This is a genomic window from Roseateles toxinivorans, from assembly GCF_004362525.1.
GTDB lineage: Bacteria > Pseudomonadota > Gammaproteobacteria > Burkholderiales > Burkholderiaceae_C > Paucibacter > Paucibacter toxinivorans.
Genome location: NZ_SNXS01000007.1, coordinates 125,449 through 146,380 on the forward strand (window position 1 = coordinate 125,449; position 20,932 = coordinate 146,380).

24 protein-coding genes are annotated in these 20,932 nt (G+C 66.3%); 7 read left to right on the plus strand and 17 right to left on the minus strand.

Annotation, left to right across the window (positions count from 1 at the left end; translation table 11 throughout):
* Positions 1 to 76: 76 nt before the first annotated feature.
* The 6 genes from atpA to DES47_RS22485 all read right to left on the minus strand — a co-directional run bounded on the left by atpA (position 77) and on the right by DES47_RS22485 (position 4,541).
* On the minus strand, positions 77 to 1,630 hold the full coding sequence (atpA, locus tag DES47_RS22460; RefSeq protein ID WP_133703004.1) for a F0F1 ATP synthase subunit alpha: 1,554 nt from the start codon (positions 1,628 to 1,630) through the stop codon (positions 77 to 79).
* A gap of 98 nt (positions 1,631 to 1,728) precedes the next feature.
* Positions 1,729 to 2,262 (minus strand): F0F1 ATP synthase subunit delta, encoded by a 534-nt coding sequence (locus tag DES47_RS22465; protein ID WP_133703005.1) that lies wholly within the window; start codon positions 2,260 to 2,262, stop codon positions 1,729 to 1,731.
* 5 nt (positions 2,263 to 2,267) lie between these two features.
* Positions 2,268 to 2,738, minus strand: coding sequence for a F0F1 ATP synthase subunit B (locus DES47_RS22470; protein WP_133703006.1), 471 nt, complete (start codon positions 2,736 to 2,738; stop codon positions 2,268 to 2,270).
* 92 nt (positions 2,739 to 2,830) lie between these two features.
* Positions 2,831 to 3,094: a F0F1 ATP synthase subunit C gene (gene atpE / locus DES47_RS22475; RefSeq protein ID WP_133703007.1), complete on the minus strand. Its 264-nt coding sequence runs from the start codon at positions 3,092 to 3,094 to the stop codon at positions 2,831 to 2,833.
* Positions 3,095 to 3,146: 52 nt separating this feature from the next.
* Positions 3,147 to 4,004, minus strand: coding sequence for a F0F1 ATP synthase subunit A (atpB, locus tag DES47_RS22480; protein WP_133703008.1), 858 nt, complete (start codon positions 4,002 to 4,004; stop codon positions 3,147 to 3,149).
* A gap of 24 nt (positions 4,005 to 4,028) precedes the next feature.
* Positions 4,029 to 4,541: an ATP synthase subunit I gene (locus tag DES47_RS22485; protein WP_133703009.1), complete on the minus strand. Its 513-nt coding sequence runs from the start codon at positions 4,539 to 4,541 to the stop codon at positions 4,029 to 4,031.
* Here DES47_RS22485 and DES47_RS29035 point away from each other — a divergent pair.
* On the plus strand, positions 4,540 to 4,716 hold the full coding sequence (locus tag DES47_RS29035; protein WP_208115088.1) for a hypothetical protein: 177 nt from the start codon (positions 4,540 to 4,542) through the stop codon (positions 4,714 to 4,716). The genes DES47_RS22485 and DES47_RS29035 overlap by 2 nt on opposite strands.
* A gap of 53 nt (positions 4,717 to 4,769) precedes the next feature.
* On the opposite strand, the gene DES47_RS22490 is transcribed toward DES47_RS29035, so the two are convergent.
* Genes DES47_RS22490 through DES47_RS22500 form a run of 3 tightly spaced genes read right to left on the minus strand, consistent with a single transcriptional unit; the run spans position 4,770 to position 6,936 of the window.
* Positions 4,770 to 5,681 carry an SMP-30/gluconolactonase/LRE family protein gene (locus DES47_RS22490; RefSeq protein WP_133703010.1) on the minus strand — a complete coding sequence of 304 codons (912 nt, stop codon included), beginning with the start codon at positions 5,679 to 5,681 and terminating at the stop codon, positions 4,770 to 4,772.
* A 14-nt stretch (positions 5,682 to 5,695) separates the two neighbouring features.
* On the minus strand, positions 5,696 to 6,187 hold the full coding sequence (locus DES47_RS22495; protein WP_133703011.1) for a GNAT family N-acetyltransferase: 492 nt from the start codon (positions 6,185 to 6,187) through the stop codon (positions 5,696 to 5,698).
* A 44-nt stretch (positions 6,188 to 6,231) separates the two neighbouring features.
* Positions 6,232 to 6,936, minus strand: coding sequence for a cytochrome b/b6 domain-containing protein (locus DES47_RS22500; RefSeq protein ID WP_133703012.1), 705 nt, complete (start codon positions 6,934 to 6,936; stop codon positions 6,232 to 6,234).
* A gap of 157 nt (positions 6,937 to 7,093) precedes the next feature.
* On the opposite strand from DES47_RS22500, the gene DES47_RS22505 reads away from it, so the two are divergent.
* On the plus strand, positions 7,094 to 7,558 hold the full coding sequence (locus DES47_RS22505; protein ID WP_133703013.1) for a c-type cytochrome: 465 nt from the start codon (positions 7,094 to 7,096) through the stop codon (positions 7,556 to 7,558).
* A gap of 35 nt (positions 7,559 to 7,593) precedes the next feature.
* Here the strand turns inward: DES47_RS22505 and DES47_RS22510 are convergent, their stop codons facing one another.
* Genes DES47_RS22510 through DES47_RS22540 form a run of 7 tightly spaced genes read right to left on the minus strand, consistent with a single transcriptional unit; the run spans position 7,594 to position 13,326 of the window.
* Complete coding sequence (locus DES47_RS22510; protein WP_133703014.1) at positions 7,594 to 8,310, minus strand: alanyl-tRNA editing protein; 717 nt, start codon at positions 8,308 to 8,310, stop codon at positions 7,594 to 7,596.
* 13 nt (positions 8,311 to 8,323) lie between these two features.
* On the minus strand, positions 8,324 to 9,001 hold the full coding sequence (locus tag DES47_RS22515) for a VOC family protein (RefSeq protein WP_133703015.1): 678 nt from the start codon (positions 8,999 to 9,001) through the stop codon (positions 8,324 to 8,326).
* Positions 8,998 to 9,837 carry a PhzF family phenazine biosynthesis protein gene (locus DES47_RS22520; protein ID WP_133703016.1) on the minus strand — a complete coding sequence of 280 codons (840 nt, stop codon included), beginning with the start codon at positions 9,835 to 9,837 and terminating at the stop codon, positions 8,998 to 9,000. The genes DES47_RS22515 and DES47_RS22520 overlap by 4 nt, the downstream gene beginning before the upstream one ends.
* The gene (locus tag DES47_RS22525) at positions 9,834 to 11,042 is read right to left on the minus strand and encodes an aminotransferase-like domain-containing protein (protein WP_133703017.1); all 1,209 of its coding nucleotides are present in this window, start codon (positions 11,040 to 11,042) and stop codon (positions 9,834 to 9,836) included. The genes DES47_RS22520 and DES47_RS22525 overlap by 4 nt, the downstream gene beginning before the upstream one ends.
* 30 nt (positions 11,043 to 11,072) lie before the next feature.
* Positions 11,073 to 11,801, minus strand: a complete 729-nt coding sequence (locus DES47_RS22530; RefSeq protein ID WP_341800639.1) for an aspartate/glutamate racemase family protein — start codon at positions 11,799 to 11,801, stop codon at positions 11,073 to 11,075.
* On the minus strand, positions 11,798 to 12,718 hold the full coding sequence (locus DES47_RS22535; protein ID WP_243748429.1) for a DMT family transporter: 921 nt from the start codon (positions 12,716 to 12,718) through the stop codon (positions 11,798 to 11,800). The genes DES47_RS22530 and DES47_RS22535 overlap by 4 nt, the downstream gene beginning before the upstream one ends.
* On the minus strand, positions 12,715 to 13,326 hold the full coding sequence (locus tag DES47_RS22540; RefSeq protein ID WP_133703019.1) for a LysE family translocator: 612 nt from the start codon (positions 13,324 to 13,326) through the stop codon (positions 12,715 to 12,717). The genes DES47_RS22535 and DES47_RS22540 overlap by 4 nt, the downstream gene beginning before the upstream one ends.
* A 162-nt stretch (positions 13,327 to 13,488) precedes the next feature.
* Here DES47_RS22540 and DES47_RS22545 point away from each other — a divergent pair, with 162 nt between their 5' ends.
* From DES47_RS22545 to DES47_RS22560, 4 genes are all read left to right on the plus strand, one after another.
* A complete protein-coding gene (locus tag DES47_RS22545) occupies positions 13,489 to 14,937 on the plus strand; it encodes an aminotransferase-like domain-containing protein (protein WP_133703020.1) in 1,449 nt (482 codons plus the stop codon).
* A gap of 176 nt (positions 14,938 to 15,113) precedes the next feature.
* Positions 15,114 to 16,376 (plus strand): 3-methyl-2-oxobutanoate dehydrogenase (2-methylpropanoyl-transferring) subunit alpha, encoded by a 1,263-nt coding sequence (locus DES47_RS22550; RefSeq protein WP_133703021.1) that lies wholly within the window; start codon positions 15,114 to 15,116, stop codon positions 16,374 to 16,376.
* A 56-nt stretch (positions 16,377 to 16,432) separates the two neighbouring features.
* Positions 16,433 to 17,437 carry an alpha-ketoacid dehydrogenase subunit beta gene (locus DES47_RS22555; protein WP_208115092.1) on the plus strand — a complete coding sequence of 335 codons (1,005 nt, stop codon included), beginning with the start codon at positions 16,433 to 16,435 and terminating at the stop codon, positions 17,435 to 17,437.
* On the plus strand, positions 17,437 to 18,687 hold the full coding sequence (locus tag DES47_RS22560; RefSeq protein WP_133703023.1) for a dihydrolipoamide acetyltransferase family protein: 1,251 nt from the start codon (positions 17,437 to 17,439) through the stop codon (positions 18,685 to 18,687). The genes DES47_RS22555 and DES47_RS22560 overlap by 1 nt, the downstream gene beginning before the upstream one ends.
* Before the next feature lie 4 nt (positions 18,688 to 18,691).
* Here DES47_RS22560 and DES47_RS22565 read toward each other — a convergent pair whose 3' ends face one another.
* Positions 18,692 to 19,990 (minus strand): protease complex subunit PrcB family protein, encoded by a 1,299-nt coding sequence (locus tag DES47_RS22565; RefSeq protein ID WP_133703024.1) that lies wholly within the window; start codon positions 19,988 to 19,990, stop codon positions 18,692 to 18,694.
* A 126-nt stretch (positions 19,991 to 20,116) separates the two neighbouring features.
* Between DES47_RS22565 and DES47_RS22570 the strand changes: the two genes are divergently transcribed.
* A complete protein-coding gene (locus tag DES47_RS22570; protein ID WP_133703025.1) occupies positions 20,117 to 20,929 on the plus strand; it encodes a DUF6502 family protein in 813 nt (270 codons plus the stop codon).
* Positions 20,930 to 20,932: the final 3 nt, after the last annotated feature.

Genomic DNA, 20,932 nt, shown 5'->3' on the forward strand with positions numbered 1-20,932 from the left:
AATGCTCCTAGCTAGTTGGGGACGTCGCTTGCCGCGCGCTGGCGCTTGAAGTTCGGTCCCGCAGGTTCATGGGCGATTAAGCGAAAGACTTCTTGAAGGCAGCGACCGCAGCCGACAGTTCGCCTTCGGCGTCCTTGTCCAGCGCCTTGCTGTCTTCGATCTTCTTCAGCAGCGCGGCGTGGCTGGTCTTCAGGTGCGTGTGCAGACCGGCTTCGAAGGCCAGAACCTTCTTCACGTCCACATCGTCCATGAAGCCCTTGTTCACGGCGAACAGCGTGGCGCCCATCAGCGAGATCGGCAACGGCGAGTACTGAGCCTGCTTCAGCAGTTCGGTCACGCGGGCACCGCGGTCCAGCTGCTTGCGGGTGGCTTCGTCCAGGTCCGAGGCGAACTGCGCGAACGCAGCCAGTTCACGGTACTGCGCCAGGTCGGTACGGATACCGCCGGACTGACCCTTGATGATCTTGGTCTGAGCCGACGAACCCACGCGCGACACCGAGATACCGGCGTTGATGGCGGGGCGGATACCGGCGTTGAACAGCGAAGTTTCCAGGAAGATCTGGCCGTCAGTGATCGAGATCACGTTGGTGGGCACGAAGGCCGACACGTCACCGGCCTGGGTTTCAATGATGGGCAATGCGGTCAGCGAACCGGTCTTGCCCTTCACTTCACCCTTGGTGAACGCTTCGACATAGTCGGCATTCACGCGAGCGGCACGCTCCAGCAGACGGCTGTGGAGATAGAACACGTCGCCGGGGTAGGCTTCACGGCCCGGCGGGCGGCGCAGCAGCAGCGAGACCTGGCGGTAGGCAACGGCCTGCTTGGACAGATCGTCATAGACGATCAGCGCGTCTTCACCGCGGTCGCGGAAGTACTCGCCCATCGTGCAGCCCGAATAGGCCGACACGTATTGCATGGCGGCCGATTCGGCGGCCGAGGCGGCCACGACGATGGTGTACTCCATCGCGCCGTTGGCTTCCAGGGCACGCACCACGTTCTTGATCGACGAAGCCTTCTGGCCGATCGCAACGTAGATGCAGGTCATGTTCTGACCGCGCTGGTTGATGATGGCGTCGATGGCAACGGCCGTCTTGCCGGTCTGGCGGTCACCGATGATCAGCTCGCGCTGGCCACGGCCGACGGGCACCATCGAGTCGATCGACTTCAGGCCGGTCTGCATCGGCTGGTCCACCGACTTACGGGCGATCACGCCCGGGGCGATGCGCTCGATCGGAGCGGACAGCTTGGCGTTGACCGGACCCTTGCCGTCGATCGGCTGGCCCAGCGCGTTGACCACACGGCCCTTCAGCTCGGGGCCGACCGGCACTTCCAGAATGCGGCCGGTGCACTTGACCGTGTCGCCTTCGGAGATGTGCTCGTATTCGCCCAGGATCACGGCGCCCACCGAGTCACGCTCAAGGTTCAGGGCCAGACCGAAGGTCGGCGTGCCGTCGGCAGTCGCCGGGAACTCGAGCATTTCGCCCTGCATCGCATCGGACAGGCCGTGCACGCGCACGATGCCGTCGGTCACCGAAACCACGGTGCCCTGATTGCGAATGTCGGTCGAAGTGCCAAGGCCCTCGATGCGGCTCTTGATCAGTTCGGAAATTTCTGCGGGATTCAGTTGCATTGCTTTTCTCCGGTCTGCTTGGCACTTCCGGCACGGGCCGTCGGCTTGGGGCAGTTTGGATGAGGGGTCAGGTGTTGCAGCAGCAGGGCCGAAAGGCCTCAGGCCGCCAGCGCCACCTTCATTTGTTCAAGACGCGCCTTCACCGAGGTGTCGAGCACTTCGTCTCCAACCACCACGCGAATGCCACCAATCAACTCAGGTTCGATCTGAACCGTGGCATTGAGCTTGCGGCCAAAGCGCTTCTCCAGCGTCGCCACCAGCGCACCCATCTGGGCGGGCTCGATCGCGAAGGCGCTGAACACTTGCGCGTCCGACACGCCGGAGCGCTCGTTCACCAGCACATGGAATTGCGCGGCGATTTCGGGCAACACGGTCAGGCGGCCGTTGGCGATCACGGTGCTGAGCAGGTTCTTGGCGGTGTCACCCAGCGGCGTCTTGACGACCGCTGCGATCACTTCCATCACCTGTTCGGCCGTGGCCTTGGGGTTGTCGGCGAACTGGCGCAGCTGAGCATCGGCCGCCACAGCGGCCACTGCATCAATCTGCTCGACGACCTGCTTCAGATCACCTTTGCTGGCGACCTGGAACAGTGCTTCCGCGTAGGGGCGGGCAAGGGTTGCAAGCTCGGCCATGGTGATTACAGCTCGGTCTGCAGACGCGTCAGCAACTCGGCGTGAACGCCGGCGTTGACTTCGCGCTTGAGGATCTGCTCAGCGCCCTTGACGGCCAGTGTGGCGACCTGCTGACGCAGGGCTTCACGTGCCTTCACGGACTCTTGCTCAGCTTCGGCCTTGGCGGCGGCAATGATTTTGGCGCCTTCGTCGCTGGCGCGCGACTTGGCTTCTTCAACAATCGATTGCGCCAGGCGCTCGGCATCGGCCAGGCGTTGGGCGGCATCGTTGCGGGCGCTGGACAGCTGCTCTTCAACGCGCTTGTTGGCGTTGCTCAACTCGGCCTTGGCCTTGTCGGCGGCAGACAAGCCGGCGGCGATCTTCTCGGCGCGCTCGTCCAGTGCTTTCACGATGGGCGGCCACACAAACTTCATCGTGAACCCGACCAAGATCAGGAAGACGATCAGTTGCGCGATCAGCGTAGCGTTAATGCTCACGTTGGTGCCTCACAAACTATGGGGATCGGATACATCACAGCCTCGTGGCCCGGCGCCAAAGACGCCCAGGCCCAAGCCGCAGTGCGGCTTGCTTACTTAGGCAGGTTGGCGATCTGGGCCAGGAACGGGTTGGCCGTTGCGAACCACAGAGCGATACCGGTACCGATAATGAAAGCGGCGTCGATCAGACCGGCCAGCAGGAACATCTTGGTTTGCAGTTCGTTCATCAGCTCGGGCTGGCGAGCAGCAGCTTCGAGGTACTTGCTGCCCATGATGCCGATACCGATACAGGCGCCAACGGCACCCAGACCAATGATCAGACCAGCGGCGAGAGCAACAAAGCTAATGACTTCCATGGTGTTTCCTTAGAGAGGGATAGAGAAAGGGTGAGAGAAAGAACTCGAAAAATCAGTGGGCGTCGTGGGCTTGCCCGATGTACACCAGCGTCAACATCATGAACACAAAGGCTTGCAAGGTGATGATGATCAGGTGGAAGGCTGCCCAGACGAAGCCGGCAATGATGTGACCCACGAACAGCGCAATGCCAGTGGCCAGGCCGACCGAGGCAAAGGCGCCGCCCATCAGGGCGATCAGCAGGAAGATCAGTTCGCCGGCGTACATATTGCCGAACAGCCGCATGCCGTGAGACACGGTCTTGGCCACGAACTCGATGATCTGCATCGCGAAGTTGACGGGGTAGAGGAACCACTTGTCGCCAAACGGTGCCGAGAACAGCTCATGCACCCAGCCGCCGGCGCCCTTGATCTTGACGTTGTAGACCAGGCAGACGATCAGCACGCCCAGCGACAAGCCCATGGTGATGGACAGATCGGCGGTGGGCACCACGCGCAGATAGGCGTGCGGATTGCCGGTGACGGTCTGCCAAATCCAGGGCAGCAAGTCGACGGGCAGCAAGTCCATCGCGTTCAGCAGGAAGATCCAGACAAACACGGTCAGGGCCAGCGGAGCCACCAGCTTGCGGCTGTTGGCGTTGTGCACGATGCCCTTGGCCTGGTTATCGACCATCTCGACCAGCATTTCGACCGCAGCCTGGAAGCGGCCCGGACGGCCCGAGGTGGCCGAGCGTGCAGCCAGCCAGAGCAGGAAGCAACCCAGCGCACCGATCAGTATTGTGAATGTCACCGAGTCCAGATTGATGACGGAAAAGTCAACGACGCCGTGTTGCGGCTGGTTCTGCGCGTGATGCAGGTGGTGAATGATGTATTCACCAGCGCTCGGGGCGTTTGCGTGGCCTTCGGTTGCCATGTTTGTCTTGAGCCTCGTCGTCAATCAGCGGCCGCGCCAGAGAAGCGCGAACCAGTTCACTTTCATGCACACAACCATCGTGATCAGCAGCGCTGGCCAGCTCAGGTTGGGCACCACCTTGGCAGCGATCACCAGCATGGCGATCGCCGCTCCAATCTTCAACATTTCCCAGAACAGGAAGCCGATGGCAACACCAACGGCCGAGCCTGCTCTTTTCGTCATTCCTCGCGCCAGCAAAGCGCTGGGCAACACCACCGCCGCCACACCGTAGAGCGCCGACCAGACCACAGCGGCCTTGCCCGTTGCCAGCCACGCGACCAGACAACACACCACGCCCACGGCGGCTTGCATCGCCACCACTCGCCAGGGTGAGATCGATGGCTGCTCGGCCCGCAAAACCTGCGCTTCTTCGCGGGTCAGGGGCTTGAAAGTCTGCCGCTCGGTCTCATCTTCCCAGCCTGCAACCGCTTTTGGGGTCGCCTTCGCTGCCGCATTGGGCCCCAAGACACTTACGTCATTCTTGACAAGATCACTCATGGCGGCACTGGTCGTCATTGCACTTCGGGATCAGCAAGAATTTCGGGGCTGCAAGCAGCAAAGCCTCGGAATTATACGTGATAACCCGGTCATCCTCCAAAGCCCGAGCTGCGCGCAAGCCTGTTTCGGTGACATTGACGGCAAGTCTGCGACCGCGATGGAATGGCGGCAATGACGTCTCAGGTCATTGCCGCACCGCGTCGTAGCGCGCCAAATCCGGTGTCCTGATCAAGCAAGGCGCGCGAAGTTCGCCGGCAGCCCCGGCGTCTCGACACGCAGTTGCAGCACGCAGCCGGCCCAGGGTTGCGCGGCCAGTTCCTCGGCCGGGCGTTTGTCGCTGGCGCTGGTCACGTACAGGGTGCGCAGGTCGGCGCCACCGAAGCAGGGCATGGTCGGGCAGCGCACCGGCAGCGCGATCTCGCGCAGCAGCTCGCCCTTAGGTGACAGCTGCAGCAGGCGCTGGCCTTCGTACATGGCCACCCAGTAACAACCTTCGAGGTCCACCGCCGCGCCATCGGGCCGGCCGCCGTAGTCGTCCAGCGACTGCTCAGCCCCCCGTTTGGCAAAGCTGGCAAAAACGCGGCGGTTGGTGATCCCACCACTGGCGCCATCGAAATCGAAGGCCCAGATGGTGTGGGCGCGCGTGTCGGTCCAGTACAGCGTGCGGCCATCCGGGCTCCAGCCCAGTCCGTTGGCCGTCACCGCCTCGCCGACCATGCTAGTGAACTGGCCATCGGCATAGCGGTACAGCGCGGCCAGGGCCGGCTCGCGTGGCTCGTAAACGGTGCCGGTCCAGAAGCGGCCCTGCGGATCGGCCTTGCCATCGTTGAAGCGCTGCGTCGCCGTGTCGTAGGGCGCAGCAGCAATGTGAGTGCGCTGGCCGGTTTCGGTGTCCAGGCGCCACAGGCCGTCGCGCTGGGCCAGCAACAGGCCGCCTCCCTCCAGCGGCGCCAGGCACCCGACCTCGCTGCCCACGTCCCAGCGCTGCAGTTCCTGGGTCAAGGGGTCGAAGCGCAAGACCTGGCACGCCGGGATGTCGACGTAGTAGAGCTGCTGTTCGGTGGGGTGCCACAGCGGCGATTCGCCGAGGCGGGCGCGGGCGTTGACCGCCAGGCTGACTTGATACAGGGCTTCGGACATGGTGGGCAGCGTGATCAGGCCAGCGAGACCTTCAGATAGTGGGCACCCGGCAGCGGGTTGAAATAGAACGGCGGCACTTCCTCGAAGCCCAGGGTTTCATAGAGACCGCGCGCGGCCTCCATATCATCCATCGTGTCGAGCAGCATCTCCGAATAGCCGGCCTGAGAGGCACCATCCATCAGCGCCTGGGTCAGGTGGCGCCCCAGGCCAAAGCCGCGGAAAGCCGGCCGCACGAAGAGGCGCTTCATCTCGCAGGCATTCGCATAGTCCACATCGGGCAGATTGCGAAAGGCGCCGCAGCCGGCCAGCTCCCCATCGACCCAGGCCAGCAGGAACAGGCCGCCGGGTGGCGCGTAGTCGCCGGGCAGACCGGCCAGCTCGGCCTCGAACCCCTGGAAGGCCAGATCAAAGCCCAGGCTGGCCGCGTACTCGCGCAGGATCTGGCGGCTGGCATCCCAGTGCTCGACCGTGGCCGGCGTGAGAAGTTGAATGACGGGGGGCTGCATTGATTGGAGTGGGGACCAGCCAGCAGTTTAGGGCAAGGCCCAGACTACAGGCCCGGCTGGGCACCCAGGGCTATCAACCAGGCCACCAACCCGGCGCAGGCGAGCAGCAGGATCAGGGCCAGCAGGCGCGGACCCGCGCCGTCGCGACTGGCCGGCACCTCGGCAGCGAGTTGCTTGTCACCCACCAGCATCGGCCGCACCAGGGGTTTGCCGCGCTTGAACACATAGAACAGGATGGCCAGCACATGCAGGGCCACCAGCCCGTAGATGATCCACTGCCCCCAGTGCTTGTGATAGCCGGTCAGCAGGCTGCTGGTGGCGCCGCTGACGAACCGTATCAAGGGCCCGGTGGTGGCAATCTCGTCATCGGCAAACAGGCCGGTGCCCACCTGCGCGACCAGTACCGCCAGCAGACCGAACACCGACAGTGCACCCAGAGGGCTGTGGCCGACCTCGAAATGCTCGCCCGGCAGAGGCTTGCCACGCAGATAGCGGATCAAGGCCTGCGGGCTGTAGAGGAAGCTGGCAAAGCGCGACCAGCGCCCGCCGACCAGGCCCCACAGGATGCGGAACAGCAACAGGGTGAAGGCCGCATAGCCCAAGCGCATATGCCAGTCCATCAGATTGCCGCCGATCTTGGCGCTGACGATCGAGCCCACCACGCACAGCGCCAAGCTCCAGTGAAACAGCCGCGTGGGCAGGTCCCAGACGCGAACCGGGCGAGTGCTGGCTTCGGGCGATGCGGGCATAGGTGTTCCTGACAAGATTGCGACAGGCGCCAAGGATGGCGCAAAACCGCGCCCCGCGTCCAGCCCCTGCAAAATACGGCCAGTCTGCGTACACTGCCACGGCGCGGCCGTCGGCCGTGAGCCCTGACCCCATCCGTCACGTCACCGGAGACCCCGCATGAAGAGAGTTCTGCTTGCTTTGACCTGTGGCCTTTGCGTCGCCCTGCCCGCGGCCGCGCAGTTCCAGAAGCCCGAAGACGCGATCAAGTACCGCCAAGGCGCCCTCACCGTGATGGCCAGCCATTTCGGCCGCATTGCAGCCATGGCCAGCGGCCGTGCGCCGTTCGACGCCAAGGCCGCGGCCGAGAATGCCGACATCGTCGCCACGCTGTCCAAGTTGCCCTGGGCCGGCTTTGCTGAAGGCACGGACAAGGGCGCACCGAACCGCGCCAAGGCCGAGATCTGGAAGGAGAGCGCCAAGTTCAAGGAGGGCTCCGACAAGATGATTGCCGAGGTCGCCAAACTGGAGACCGCCGCCAAGGCGGGCAATCTGGACCAGATCAAGGTCGCCGTCGGCGAAGTGGGCAAGAGCTGCAAGGCCTGCCACGACAACTACCGCGCGGAGAAGTACAGCGCGAACTAAGAGCAATTGCCTGCAGGCCCTCGGCCTGTGGGCTCTCAGGCAAAGCCCAGCACGACTCTTCGAGTCATGGCGGACTTCTTCTCAATTTTGGTCACCACCACAGCCCCAATCTCGACGGTGTTGGCCACATGCGTGCCGCCACAGGGCTGAAGATCGACACCCTCGATCTTCAGCACCCGCACGCGGCCCGAGCCGCGCGGCGGCTGCACGCTCATGCTGCGCACCAGCCCCGGATTCGCGTCCAGCTCGGCATCGCTGATCCAGCTGTGGCTGACCGGATGCGCCTCGGCCACCAGGCGCGCCAGGCCCTGGGTCAGCGTCTCCTTGTCCAGCGGCTCGCTCATATGGAAGTCCAGCCGCGCATAGTCGGCGGTGATCGAGCAACCGTCGACCGGCTGCGGCACCAGCGCGCACAGCAGATGGGTGGCGGTGTGAAAGCGCATATGGCGCGAGCGGCGCTCCCAATCGATCTGCGCCTTGACCATGGTGCCGGGGGCGAAGTGCACCAGCAAATCCTCCTGCCCGGGCGCGAGCAGATGCAACAGCTCACCGGCCTCGGCACCCTTGCGCGTGTCGGCAATCTGCAGCGCCGTGCCATCGGCCAGTCGCAACTCGCCGCGGTCACCGGCCTGGCCGCCACCGAGCGGATAGAACACGGTGCGGTCCAGCACCACACCCTGCGCATCGGCGCGCAAGACCATGGCCTCGCATTCGCGCAGGCTGGAGTCTTCTCGGAATAGCGCTTCAGTCATGTTTGTCTATCCTTCAGCTCAGAGATTGCAGTGACACCAGGCCCTTGGGGGTGTCCAGTTGCACGGCAAACGAGGCGGCTCCCGAGTGGCCACCGAGCCCCTGCAGGCCCAGATGGGCCAGGGCGCGACGGGCGAACTCGGCGTCCAGCGAACCGACACCCAGCGAACGCAGCTGCACACCGCTGATCGGCATGGTGTCGGCGGGATGCACCTCGCCCCATTCGATCAGCAGCGGCAAGGCGCCCTGCAGCAGGCGCCGGCCATCGCTGCGCACGGCGATCTGCCAGCGCAGCTCGCCGTGGGGCGTGAGCCGCGAGGCCTGCAGCAACTCACCCGCATCCAGACCCAGCGCCCGCCATTGCCCATGGGCGCTCTTGATGTCACGGACGCGCATCACCCAGTGCAGCAGCTGCGGGCCCTGGCTCAGCTGCTGCTGCACGCGACCCTCGTCCAGATCGAACCAGCGCACGCGGCCGGGGTCCAGTGCCTCGGGGTCGATCGCGATGATCTCCAGATAGGCCCGCGGGAACTCGGGCGTGGCGATGGACAGCAGCCGGTTGTGCGTGCTCATCAGCCCATGCTTGCCGCCAGGCCCGGGTGTCACGCCCAGGGTCGCCTCGCACCACGCCACGCCTTCGTCCAGCGTGAGTGCGCCTATCACCAGATGATCGAGTTCGGCTTGCCGGCTCACAGCGTCACGGCCCCCGTGATCAATGGCGTCACGTCGCCGCCCACCCAGGTGTCGGCACCCTCGCGCCGCACATGGATGCGGCCGTCGCGGCCCAGCACCTGGCCCTGGCTGACCACATAGCTCGCGCCCGCATGGCCCATCTCCATCATCCACAGCGCCATGCCGGCGTTGAGGCTGCCGCAGACCGGGTCCTCGAACACACCCATGTCGGGCACGAAGGCCCGCACCTCGAATTGCTGCGGTGCGCCGGCCGGATAGGGACCGATGGCGCCCAGCTCCAGCTGGCCTATCGACGCATAGTCGGGTCGCAGCGCCAGCACCGCCTCGGCGCTCTTCAGCCGCGCCGCAATCCAGTGCGGGCCGTTGTCCACCCAGACCACGTCCAGTACCTCGTCGGCCGGCAGGCGCAAGGTGCGCAGCACCTGGGCATGCAGCTCGGGCGCCACCGGGCCACCACGGCGCAGCGGCGGTGCGGCAAAGGCCAGCCGCGTGCCATCGCGCTTGACGCGCACCAGGCCAACGCCGCATTGCTGGACGATCACGCCCGCCTGCCGAGGCTGACCGCCCTGTGCCAGCCAGCAATGCGCGGTACCCAAGGTCGGATGCCCGGCAAACGGCAGCTCGCCACCAGGCGTGAAGATTCGCACTTGATAGTCTGCGGCGGGGTCGGTCGGCGGCAGCAGGAAGGTCGTCTCCGACAGATGGGTCCACCGGGCAAACGCAGCCATCCTCGCGTCGCTCAGCCCTTCACCGTCCATCACGACCGCTAGCGGATTGCCCAACAGCGGCCGGTCGGTGAAGACATCGACCTGCATGAAGGCACGCTGACGACTCATGGTGTCGGCTCGTCCACCAGTGCCAACGCCTCGTGCAGCACGCGGCCGAGAATGGCCACACCCTCACTGATCAGCTCGGGAGTCAAGGTCACAAAGGACAGGCGCAGCGTGCGGGGGTCCGGGGTGTGGGCATAGAAGGCCGCGCCGGGCACGAAGGCGATATTGGCCTCCACGGCCTGCGGCAGCAGGGCCATCGCGTCCATGCCTTCGGGCAGGCGTATCCAGAAGAACATGCCGCCCTTGGGGCTTTGCCAGGCGCAACCGGGCGGCAGATGCTGCTTCAGGCCCTCGGCCATCGCGTCGCGGTTGGCCTTGTAGCGGGCACGGATCTTGGGCACATGCTCGTCCAGGAAACCGTTCTTGATGACCTCGTAGACCACGCGCTGGTTGAAGCCGGGCGTGTGCAGGTCGGCCGCCTGCTTGGCCTGCAGCAGCTTGGGGTACAACTCCTTGGGCGCGATGATGTAGCCCAGGCGGAAGCCCGGCGTCAGCACCTTGGAGAAGGAGCCCAGGTAGATAGAGCCTTCGGGCCACATCGAGGTCAGCGAGGGCAGCGGCGGCTCGTCGAACCACAGATCGCCATAGGGGTTGTCTTCGACGATGGGCACACCGGCCGCCTTGGCCGCAGCCATCACCGCCTCGCGGCGCTCCAGGCCCATCACCCGGCCGGTGGGGTTCTGGTAGTTGGGCAGCAGATAGGCGAAGCGGGTGCCCGGCGCGTCATGCGGCAGCTTGGCAAAGGCCTCGGGCAGCGGACCCTGGTCGTCGCTGGCCAGACTCGTGAAGATCGGTTCGTAGGGCGTGAAAGCTTGCAGCGCCCCCAAGTAGGTGGGCGTTTCAACGGCCACCGGCGCACCGGCGTCGCAGAGTATCTTGCCGACCAGATCCAGACCCTGCTGCGAACCGCTGGTGATCAGCACCTGGTCCGGGTCGGCGTTGATGCCGAGACTGGACACCCGCCTGGCCACCCATTCGCGCAGCGGGCCGAAGCCCTCGCTGGCCGCGTATTGCAGCGCCTCCTTGGCGTTCTCGCTCAGGACCTTGTCGCAGGCCGCCTTCAGCGCATCGACCGGGAAGGTGTCGGCCGAGGGCAGTCCGCCGGCCATCGACAGAATGCCCGGCTTCTCGGTGACCTTGAGGATCTCGCGGATGATGGACGGGTTCATGCGCGCGGCGCGGCGGGCTTGTTTCCAGACGGTGCTCATAAGGCTCTCGCTTTGTCGTGAGGCAGGCGCTCAAGCGCCTGTCGGGGGGAATGTTGTACCACCGAGCAACCAATCAATGGCGCATTGGGCGTGCAAGGCGGTGCCATCGAACAGCGGCACCGGGCTGATTTCTTTGGCCGGATCAAGCATCAGGCAGATCTCGGTGCAGCCGAGGATCACGCCCTCGGCGCCCTGCTCGGCCAGCTGGCGCACCGCGTCGCGGTAGTAGCCGAGCGAAGCATCGATGATGCGGCCACGGCACAGCTCTTCAAAAATGATGCGATGCACCTCGGCGCGCTGCGCGGCTGGCGGCACCAGCAGCTCGATGCCGTGGCGCTGGGCCATGCGGCCGCGGTAGAAATCCTGCTCCATCGTGTAGGCGGTGGCCAGCAGGCCGGCGCGGCGTATGCCGGCGGCCTTCAAGGCATCGGCCGTGGCATCGACGATATGGATCAGCGGCAGGCCGCTCAGGCGCTCGACCTCGTCGGCCACCTTGTGCATCGTGTTGGTGGCGATCAGCAGACCCTGCGCGCCACCGGCCTTCAGCCCGGCGCCGGCCGCGCCCAGCAGGGCGGCGGCGGCGGCCCAGTCGCCGCTGCGCTGCAAGACCTCTATCGTCGCGAAATCGACGCTGCGCATCAGCAGGTCGGCGCTGTGCAGCCCACCCAGCCGTGCGGCCACGCCCTGGTTCAGCAGCTTGTACAGGTGAGCGCTGGACTCCCAGCTCATGCCACCCAGAATGCCCAAGGTCTTCATCATTTCACTTTCGCATCAACGGGCATCTTCTTGCCCAGCCAGACCACCAGCAGCACCGCCGCCGCAAACAGCACCGTCATCCCGTCCAGATGCTCGCCCAGCACCGGCACGGCCAGCAGCATGGACAGGAAGGGCTGAATCACCTGCACCTGGCTGACCCGCACGGTGCCGCCCAGGGCCAGTGCCCGGTACCAGGCGAAGAAACCCAACCACATCGAGAACACCGACACATACAGAAAGCCACCCCAGGCCGAGGGCGCGACCGGCTGGGCCGGCCAGGTCCACAGCGCCACCGGCACGGTGATGGGCAGCGACAGCACCAGCACCCAGGAGATCACCTGCTCCGGTGTCATCTGCTGCGACAGCCTTGCGCCGCTGACGTAGCCATACGACGCGCTGAACACCGCCAGCAGCAGCAGGCCATCGGCCAACTGCAGGCCCGCCGAGCCGCGCCACCAGGCAAAGCCCAGCACCAGGGCCAGACCAGCGATGGCACAGGCCCAGAAGCCGAGACTAGGACGCTGGCGCAGCATCAGCGCACCCAGGGTTGCGGTGGCCAGCGGCAGCACGCCCGAGATCACCGACGCATGGACGGCGTCGACCGAGCGCACCGCCAGGCCCAGGAACAGCGGCCAGCCGAACACCACGCCGGCGGCGGTCAGCAGCAGCGGCTGCAGCTGCGCACGGGTTGGCCGCGGCGCGCCGCTGAGCCTCAGGTAGAGCGCCGCCAACGCACCGGCCAGCGCGGCCCGCCCCAGCGCGACGAACACCGGATCGAGCTGGGGCGCGGCATTGCTGCCGCTGGCCAGCCGCGTCATCGGAATGCTCAGCGCGAAGATGAAGACGCCCAGCAGGCCCAGCAGCAGGCCTTGCGTGGCGGGTTGACTCCATGTACTTGTGCTCAGTCGTATCGTGTTCACAGGCGCAGCATCCACAAGGCAGTGAGGCATAGCAGGCTGGCCATGCAGCGATTGAAAACCAAGAGGCGACCGCCCTGCCCCAGCCAGGCGCGCAGCAGCGAGCCGGTCAGCGCATAGAGCAGATTGCTGGTCAGCGCGAACACCATCATCACGCCGCAGACGATCAGCAGGCGCTGCGTCAGCATGTCGGCGGTCAGGCCCGGCACGGTGATCCAGCCCGAGGTCATGGCCAGCGCGAGCATCCAGGCCTTGATGTTGACGAACTGCAAGAGCACGCCCTGGGTGAAGCCAATGTCCAGCCCCGTGTTCGAGGCCTTGTTCAGCGCGCCGCTGCCCCACAGCTTCCAGGCCAGCCACAACATATAGGCCAGGCCCAGCGCCTGGGTGGCGATGCGCACCGCCGGCAGGGCCATCACCAGCGCACCCAGGCCCAGGCCGCAGGCCAGCATCAGCAGCGTCCAGCCGACCGGCACGCCCAGCACGAAGCGCATCGCGGCGCGCCAGCCGAGGTTGGCACCCAGGCTGGCCGCCATCGTCGTGTTGGGGCCGGGCGTGAAGCTCATGGCCGTGGCCAGGGTCAGCAGGGCAAGCAGTTCGTCGGCTGTCATGAGCCCAGTCTATGCTCGACAACCAATACAGAACCAGTACACTTTGCCAGACATTTCAACGAACTGTGCTGGTTGATCGACCGGCACATGCAAGCCCATGAGCACCCGCCCGGCCGTTCCGAAGGGGGCTCGCACCGCATTGCGAAGCACAGAGGTTACCCAATGAGCACAGCCGCCCACACGCTCTCGCGCAGTTCCGACACCCCGCTGGCCCAGCAGCTGGCGCAGCGCATGACCGAGCGCATCCAGCAGCGCTTGCTGCTGCCCGGTGCCAGGCTGCCATCGGTGCGTGAATGCGCGCGCCGCCATGGCGTCAGCCCCTACACCGTCGTCGCCGCCTATGACCAGTTGCTGGCCACTGGCCTTGTCGAGGCGCGCAAGCAGCGCGGCTTCTTCGTGCGCGAACCGGTGGTGCGGGCCACCGCAACCGGCACCGTGCGCAAGACCGCCGCTGCGGCGCCTGAGCCCTTCCGCCTGGCGCCGATAGACGCCACCGCGCTGATACGCGGCATGTTCCAGGCCGATGCCCGCACCGCGCCGGGCCTGGGCACCCTGCCCACCGACTGGCTGGATCTGCCGATGCTGCAAAGCGCGATGCGCCGCGTCATCACCCAGAGCACCGGCCCCGATCAGCTGGCACTGCACTACGGCGAGCCGGCCGGGGAGCCGCGGCTGCGCGCGGCGCTGACCCAGCGACTGGCCGATCTGGGCATTGCCTGCACGGCGCCGCAGCTGATCACCACCGTCGGCGCCACTCACGCGCTGGACCTGATCACACGCACCCTGCTGAACCCCGGCGACGCGGTGCTGGTGGACGATCCCGGCTGGGCGATCGAGTACGCGCGCCTGACGCAGGCCGGCATGCGCCTGCTGCCGGTGCCGCGCGGCGAGCAGGGGCCTGATCTGGAAGCGATGCAGCGCCTGGCCGCCGAGCACAGCCCGCGCATGTATGTCACGGTGTCGGTGCTGCACAACCCGACCGGCAACACGCTATCGCTGGCCGCGGCGCACCAGATACTGAAGCTGGCCGAGCAGTTCAATTTCCAGATCGTCGAGGACGATACCTATGCCTTTCTGGCACCCAACCACGCGCCGCGACTATCGGCGCTGGATGGGCTGCGCCGCACCATCTATGTGTCGGGCTTCTCGAAGATCCTGACCCCGAGTTTTCGCGTCGGCTACCTGGCCGCCAGCGCCGACAAGGTGCAAAAGCTCACCGACGTGAAGCTGATCAGCACCCTGACCACCAGCCCGCTGCTGGAGCGCGCCGTCGCGCTGTGCCTCGAGCAGGGCCAGCTGCGCCGCCACGCCGAGCGGGTGCTGGCGCGGCTGGAGGCGGCGCGCCAGCGCTCGGTGCGCATGGCGCTGGACGCCGGCTGCCGCTTCATCACGCCGCCCAACGGTCTGTTCGGCTGGCTTGAAGTGGGCATGGACACCGAGCGCCTGGCGCAGGCGCTGCTCGACGAAGGCTGGCTGACCGCGCCGGGCGTGCTGTTCAGCCCGACACGACAGGCCGGCACGCTGATGCGCATCAACTTCGCCACCTCGCAGGAGCCACGCTTCTGGCAACGGCTGGAACAGACCAGGGCGGCATTGAAGACCCGCGCCTGAGGGTTCGGACCGAAGCCAAAGCGCTCAAAAATCCGCTACGCTTGACCTCAAGCAGTGCAGCCGGCGGCAACCCCGCTCGCCGCCCCGCCGCCTACTGCGCCAACAGGCCACCCGCCCGGCGACGCAGCACCTCTCAGCACTGAGCCGGCCACAAGCCGGCGCCGGAGTCAGCGATCATGAGCGAGCCGCTACCGCAGCGTCAGGCACTGCGCCTGCACGTCCCCGAGCCCACCGGGCGACCGGGCTGCCACACCGACTTTTCCTACCTTCACCTGTCCGCCGCCGGCGAGGTGCGCAAGCCGCCGCTGGACGCCGCCCCGCGCGACACCGCCGACATGGCCTACAGCCTGGTGCGCGTGCTCGACGAGAACGGCCAGGCGATGGGCCCCTGGGACCCGCAGCTCTCGCCCGAGCTGATGCGCCGCGGCCTTCGCGCGATGCTGAAGACGCGCATCTTCGACGCCCGCATGCTGATCGCGCAGCGGCAGAAGAAGATGTCGTTCTATATGCAGAGCCTGGGCGAAGAGGCGATCGGCAGCGCCCATGCCTTGGCCATCGATCAAGGCGATATGTGCTTCCCGACCTACCGCCAGCAAAGCCTGCTGCTGGCCCGCGACGATGTGGACATGGTGGAGCTGATCTGCCAACTGCTGTCCAACGAGCGCGACCCGCTGAAGGGCCGGCAGCTGCCGGTGATGTATTCGATCAAGCGGGCAGGCTTCTTCAGCATCAGCGGCAATCTGGCGACGCAGTTCATCCAGGCCGTGGGCTGGGCGATGGCCTCGGCGATCAAGGGCGACACGCGCATCGCCTCGGGCTGGATCGGCGACGGCGCCACGGCCGAGGCCGACTTCCACACCGCGCTGACCTTTGCCCACGTCTACCGCGCGCCGGTGATACTGAACGTGGTCAACAACCAGTGGGCGATCTCGACCTTCCAGGCCATTGCCGGCGGCGAGGCGACGACCTTCGCCGCGCGCGGCGTCGGTTGCGGCATTGCCTCGCTGCGCGTCGATGGCAATGACTTCCTGGCCGTCTACGCCGTGTCGAAATGGGCGGCCGAGCGAGCGCGAAGCAATCTGGGACCGACCCTGATCGAGTGGGTGACCTATCGCGCCGGGCCGCATTCGACCTCCGACGATCCGAGCAAGTACCGGCCGGCCGACGACTGGTCAAAGTTCCCCCTCGGTGACCCGATCACGCGGCTGCGGCAACACCTGACGCTGCAGGGCGAATGGTCCGATACCCAGCACGAGGCCACGCAGAAGGAACTGGAGGCCGAGGTCGGCGCCGCCCTGAAGGCGGCCGAGCGCTTCGGCACACTGGGCCACGGCCATGTGCCCAGCATCGCCTCAATGTTCGAGGACGTCTACAAGGACATGCCGCCCCATCTGATCGACCAGATGCAGCAGGTGCAGAAGCTCGGAGGCCGGCCATGAACGCGCGCAGCGAAACCGAGGTGGTGCCCATCGCCAGCGATGACAAGACCACCGCGATGACGATGATCCAGGCACTGCGCTCGGCGATGGACGTGATGCTGGCGCGCAGCGGCGACGTGGTCGTGTTCGGCCAGGACGTCGGCTACTTCGGCGGCGTGTTCCGCTGCACAGAGGGCCTGCAGGCCAAGTACGGCAAGTCCCGCGTGTTCGACGCGCCGATCTCCGAGGGCGGCATCGTCGGCATCGCGGTGGGCATGGGCGCCTACGGCCTGCGGCCGGTGGCCGAGATCCAGTTCGCCGACTACTTCTACCCGGCCTCGGACCAGATCGTCTCCGAGGCGGCCCGGCTGCGCTACCGCTCGGCCGGCGACTTCACCGCGCCCATCACGCTGCGCATGCCCTGCGGCGGCGGCATCTACGGCGGCCAGACGCACAGCCAGAGCCCGGAGGCGCTGTTCACGCACGTCTGCGGCCTGCGCACGGTGATGCCCAGCAACCCCTATGACGCCAAGGGCCTGCTGATCGCGGCGATCGAGTGCGACGACCCCGTGATCTTTCTGGAGCCGAAGCGGCTTTACAACGGCCCCTTCGACGGCCACCACGACAGGCCGTCGGTGCCCTGGACGAATCACCCGCTGGGCCAGGTGCCCGAAGGCTATTACTCGCTGCCGCTGGAAACGGCCTCGGTGTTCAGACCCGGCACCGACCTGACGGTGTTGACCTACGGCACGATGGTCTTCGTCGCCGAGGCGGCGGCCAATGAGACCGGCATCAGCGCCGAGATCATCGACCTGCGCAGCATCTGGCCGCTGGACCTGCCGGCCATCATCAACTCGGTCAGGAAGACCCGGCGCTGCGTGGTGCTGCACGAGGCCACCCGCACCAGCGGTTTCGGCGCCGAGCTGAGCGCGCTGGTGCAGGAGCATTGCTTCTACCACCTGGAGGCACCGATCGAGCGCATCACCGGCTGGGACACGCCCTACCCCCATGCCCAGGAATGGGACTATTTTCCCGGGCCGGCCCGCGTTGCGGCCGCCTTCAAACGTGCAATGGAAGCCTGATGGGAACTCACATCATCAAGATGCCGGACATCGGCGAAGGCATTGTCGAAGTCGAGCTGGTGGCCTGGCGCGTGCAGCCCGGCGATCAGATCACCGAGGACCAGATCGTCGCCGACGTGATGACCGACAAGGCCACGGTGGAGATTCCGTCACCGGTGCATGGCAAGGTGCTGGCTCTCGGTGGCGAGGCCGGCCAGCTGATGGCGGTGGGATCGGAGCTGGTGCGGATCGAGGTTGACGGCGATACGGTTGCCGTAGCACCGCCACCCGCTGCCGCGCCGGTGGCACCAGCCCCCGCCCCTGCGCCCACAGCCGCTGTGGCGAAACCCGTGGCACCGCACCCGGCCAGTCGCTCGCCGATCGAACGCGCCATCGCCTCCCCCTCGGTGCGCCGGCGCGCCTGGGAGTTGGGCATTGACATCCAGCAGGTGCGGCCCAGCGGCGCCGGCGGCCGGGTGATGCATGAAGACCTGGAGGCCCATGCCGCGCGCCACGGCAGCTCGTCTCCGATGCAGCCGATAGCTGCCCGGCCTGCGCCCCTGGCCGCCCGTGACGGCGAGGAGGCGATCAAGATCGTGGGCCTGCGCCGCAAGATCGCGCAGAAGATGGCCGAGTCCAAGCGCCGCATCCCGCACTTCACCTATGTCGAGGAGATTGACGTCACCGAGCTGGAGCTGCTGCGGGCCCGGCTCAATGCCCAGCACGCGGCCACGCGCGGCAAGCTGACCGTGCTGCCGCTGCTGGTACGCGCCATCGTCAATGGGCTACGCGACTTCCCGCAGATCAATGCGCGGCTGGACGATGAGCAAGGCGTCGTCACCCGTTACGGCGCGGTGCACCTGGGCGTGGCGGCGCAGACCCCGGCCGGCCTGATGGTGCCGGTGCTGCGCCATGCCGAGACCCATGATTTGTGGAGCTGCGCCGCCGAAATCGCCCGCCTGGCCGAGGCCGCGCGCAGCGGCCGCGCCACGCGCGACGAGCTGAACGGCTCGACGATCACTCTGACCAGCCTCGGCGCCCTGGGCGGCATCATGTCCACGCCCGTGATCAACCATCCGGAGGTGGCCATCGTCGGCGTCAACCGCATCGTCGAGCGGCCGGTGATGCGCAATGGTGCGGTGGTCGGACGGCAGATGATGAATCTGTCTTCCTCGTTCGATCACCGCGTCGTCGATGGTCAGCACGCCGCCGAGTTCATCCAGGTCATACGCGGCATGCTGGAGTGCCCGGCGGCGCTGTTCGTCGATTGACGGCTCAGGGATTGGCCACGAACTCGACCGGCAGGGTGGTCCTGGGCACGGCGACGATATGCGCCGGCGAGGCGATCACCGTTGTGCAGACCACGTCGCTGGGCGGCGTGTTCTCCTGGTACTCGACGCGCAGCTTGTTGGCCAGCAGCTCGGTGCGGGTGATGGTCACGGCATAGCAGCCCAGCGGACGGGTGCCGGTGAACACGGCCACGACCATGTCCTTGTCGAAGTCCACTGCCGGGGCGGGTGCGGGGTTGCTCTGGCCACGCGTGTGATCGGCCCACAGATTGACCCAGGACGAGGCGTTGTCCACGACCAGATTGCGCGCCATCGTGATGCCCGACAGGCTGGTCTGTTCCAACGACTGATGCAGGGTCACGGTCACCGTCACCAGCTTGACCACGGCGGGATAGTCGTCCCGCGTGGCGCGCACATGGTAGGTGCCGGGCTTCATCGGCGCGGTGTAGAGGCCGCTGATCGCATCGACCTTGCCGCCGTCGGCCTCGACCACACTCCAACTGACCGGCTGGCGGATGTAGAAGATGCCGTCGGGGTAGTTGATGGACGCCAGCAGATAGCGTGTGCTGCCCATGCCTAAAGAAAGCGTGGTGGGCTGAACCTCGAGAACGGGTTGAAAGGGGCCGGGCGCGGGGTCGGGCAGCGGCTTGCCCGAGGCCAGCAGGGTCACCATCTCCTTGAACTTCTCCTTGCTGAGCTTGGCGCGCAGCTGGTCCAGCAGCTTGTCATGGGCGTCGCCGCCGGTCGGGTTGGCCGGCGTGGCGGCCTTCAGCGGGTCGGCGACGAAGTCTTTCAGCTTGGTGGTGTCCACCGTGCCGGTCAACAGGCTCGTGACCTCAACCTGCGCATTCTTCAGCGCCACCGGCGTCAGCAGCTTGGCCGCGGCGGCGTCGTAGCCGTCGAAGAAGGCCGCCATGTCCTTGCGGGTCACGCGCGCGGCCTGCAACTCGGTCAGCGGCGTCACATTGGCCACGGCGCTGGCGCCGGTGCCGGCCACCACCGAGTGCAGCTTGCCGCCATCGGCCGGCAGTTGCACCTCGACGGCGCAGGGCAGACTGCCATTGGCCAGCTTGACGGTGTAGCTGCCGTCGGCGCCGGTGGTCGCCGTACCGCTACCGCCCTGGCACTTGACCTTCAGCGGCGCGTTCGCCACGGCCAGGCCCACGGCCGCCGTGCCGCTGAGCGTCAGCGTAGGGTTGCTGGGCAGGTCGGCATCTCCGCCACCACCACAGGCGGCCAGGCTGGATGCCAGCGCGCTGATCAGAAAAAGACGATTGACAGACATGACTCACTCCACTGGTTTATGTTGTGGGATAATATCCCACCGAATTTCATCAGGTCAATCGCGTTTGCGAATTGCTGGTCAGGCACTAGCCCGAAGCCTGCAAAAAATCAGTTAAGGTCCGCGCGGATGAGTCAGTCCAGCTCCCATATCGTTCTCGCCTGCGTGCTCAGGGTCATGCGGCCCTTGGCACGCCTGCTGCTGAAGAACGGCGTGACCTATACCGCCTTCGCCCAGGCGCTGAAGCCGGTGTTTCTGCAGGCCGCGCACGACGAACTGAACAGCCTGGGCCGCCCCACCACCGACAGCGCGGTGAGCCTGCTGTCGGGCGTGCACCGACGCGATGTGCGCAATCTGACGCGGCTGGCGCCCGAGGAAGATCAAACAGCCGCACGCGAGCCGCTGAGCTTGGTCAGCCAGGTGGTGGCACGCTGGCTCAGCGAACCGGCGCTGCTGGATGCCGAGGGCAAGCCCAGAACACTGGAGCGCGGCACCGCTGCAGATGGCTTCGACCACTTGGTGGCCAGGGTCAGCAGCGATGTGCGACCGCGCGCCGTGCTGGATGAACTGCTGCGTCTGGGCGTGGCGGGGGAGACCGAGTCCGGTGTGTGCCTGCTGGCCAAGGGCCTGGCGCCCCGCCAAGGCATGGAAGAGATGTCCTCGCTTGTCTCCGACAACCTGCACGATCACGCCGCGGCGGCTGGCGCGAACCTGCAGGGCGGCGCCAATTTCCTCGAGCAAGCCATTTTTGTTGACCAACTGACGGCGGACTCGGCACAGCATCTGCACAAGGTGTCGGCCCAGGCCTGGCGGGATGCGTTCAAGCGCGTGATGCAGGAAGCCCAGACACGCTTCGATGAAGACGCGGCCCAGGCCCAACCCGAGCAACGCACCCACAGGGCCCGCTTCGGCGCCTACTTCTATTCAAGTGACAAGGACTGAGTC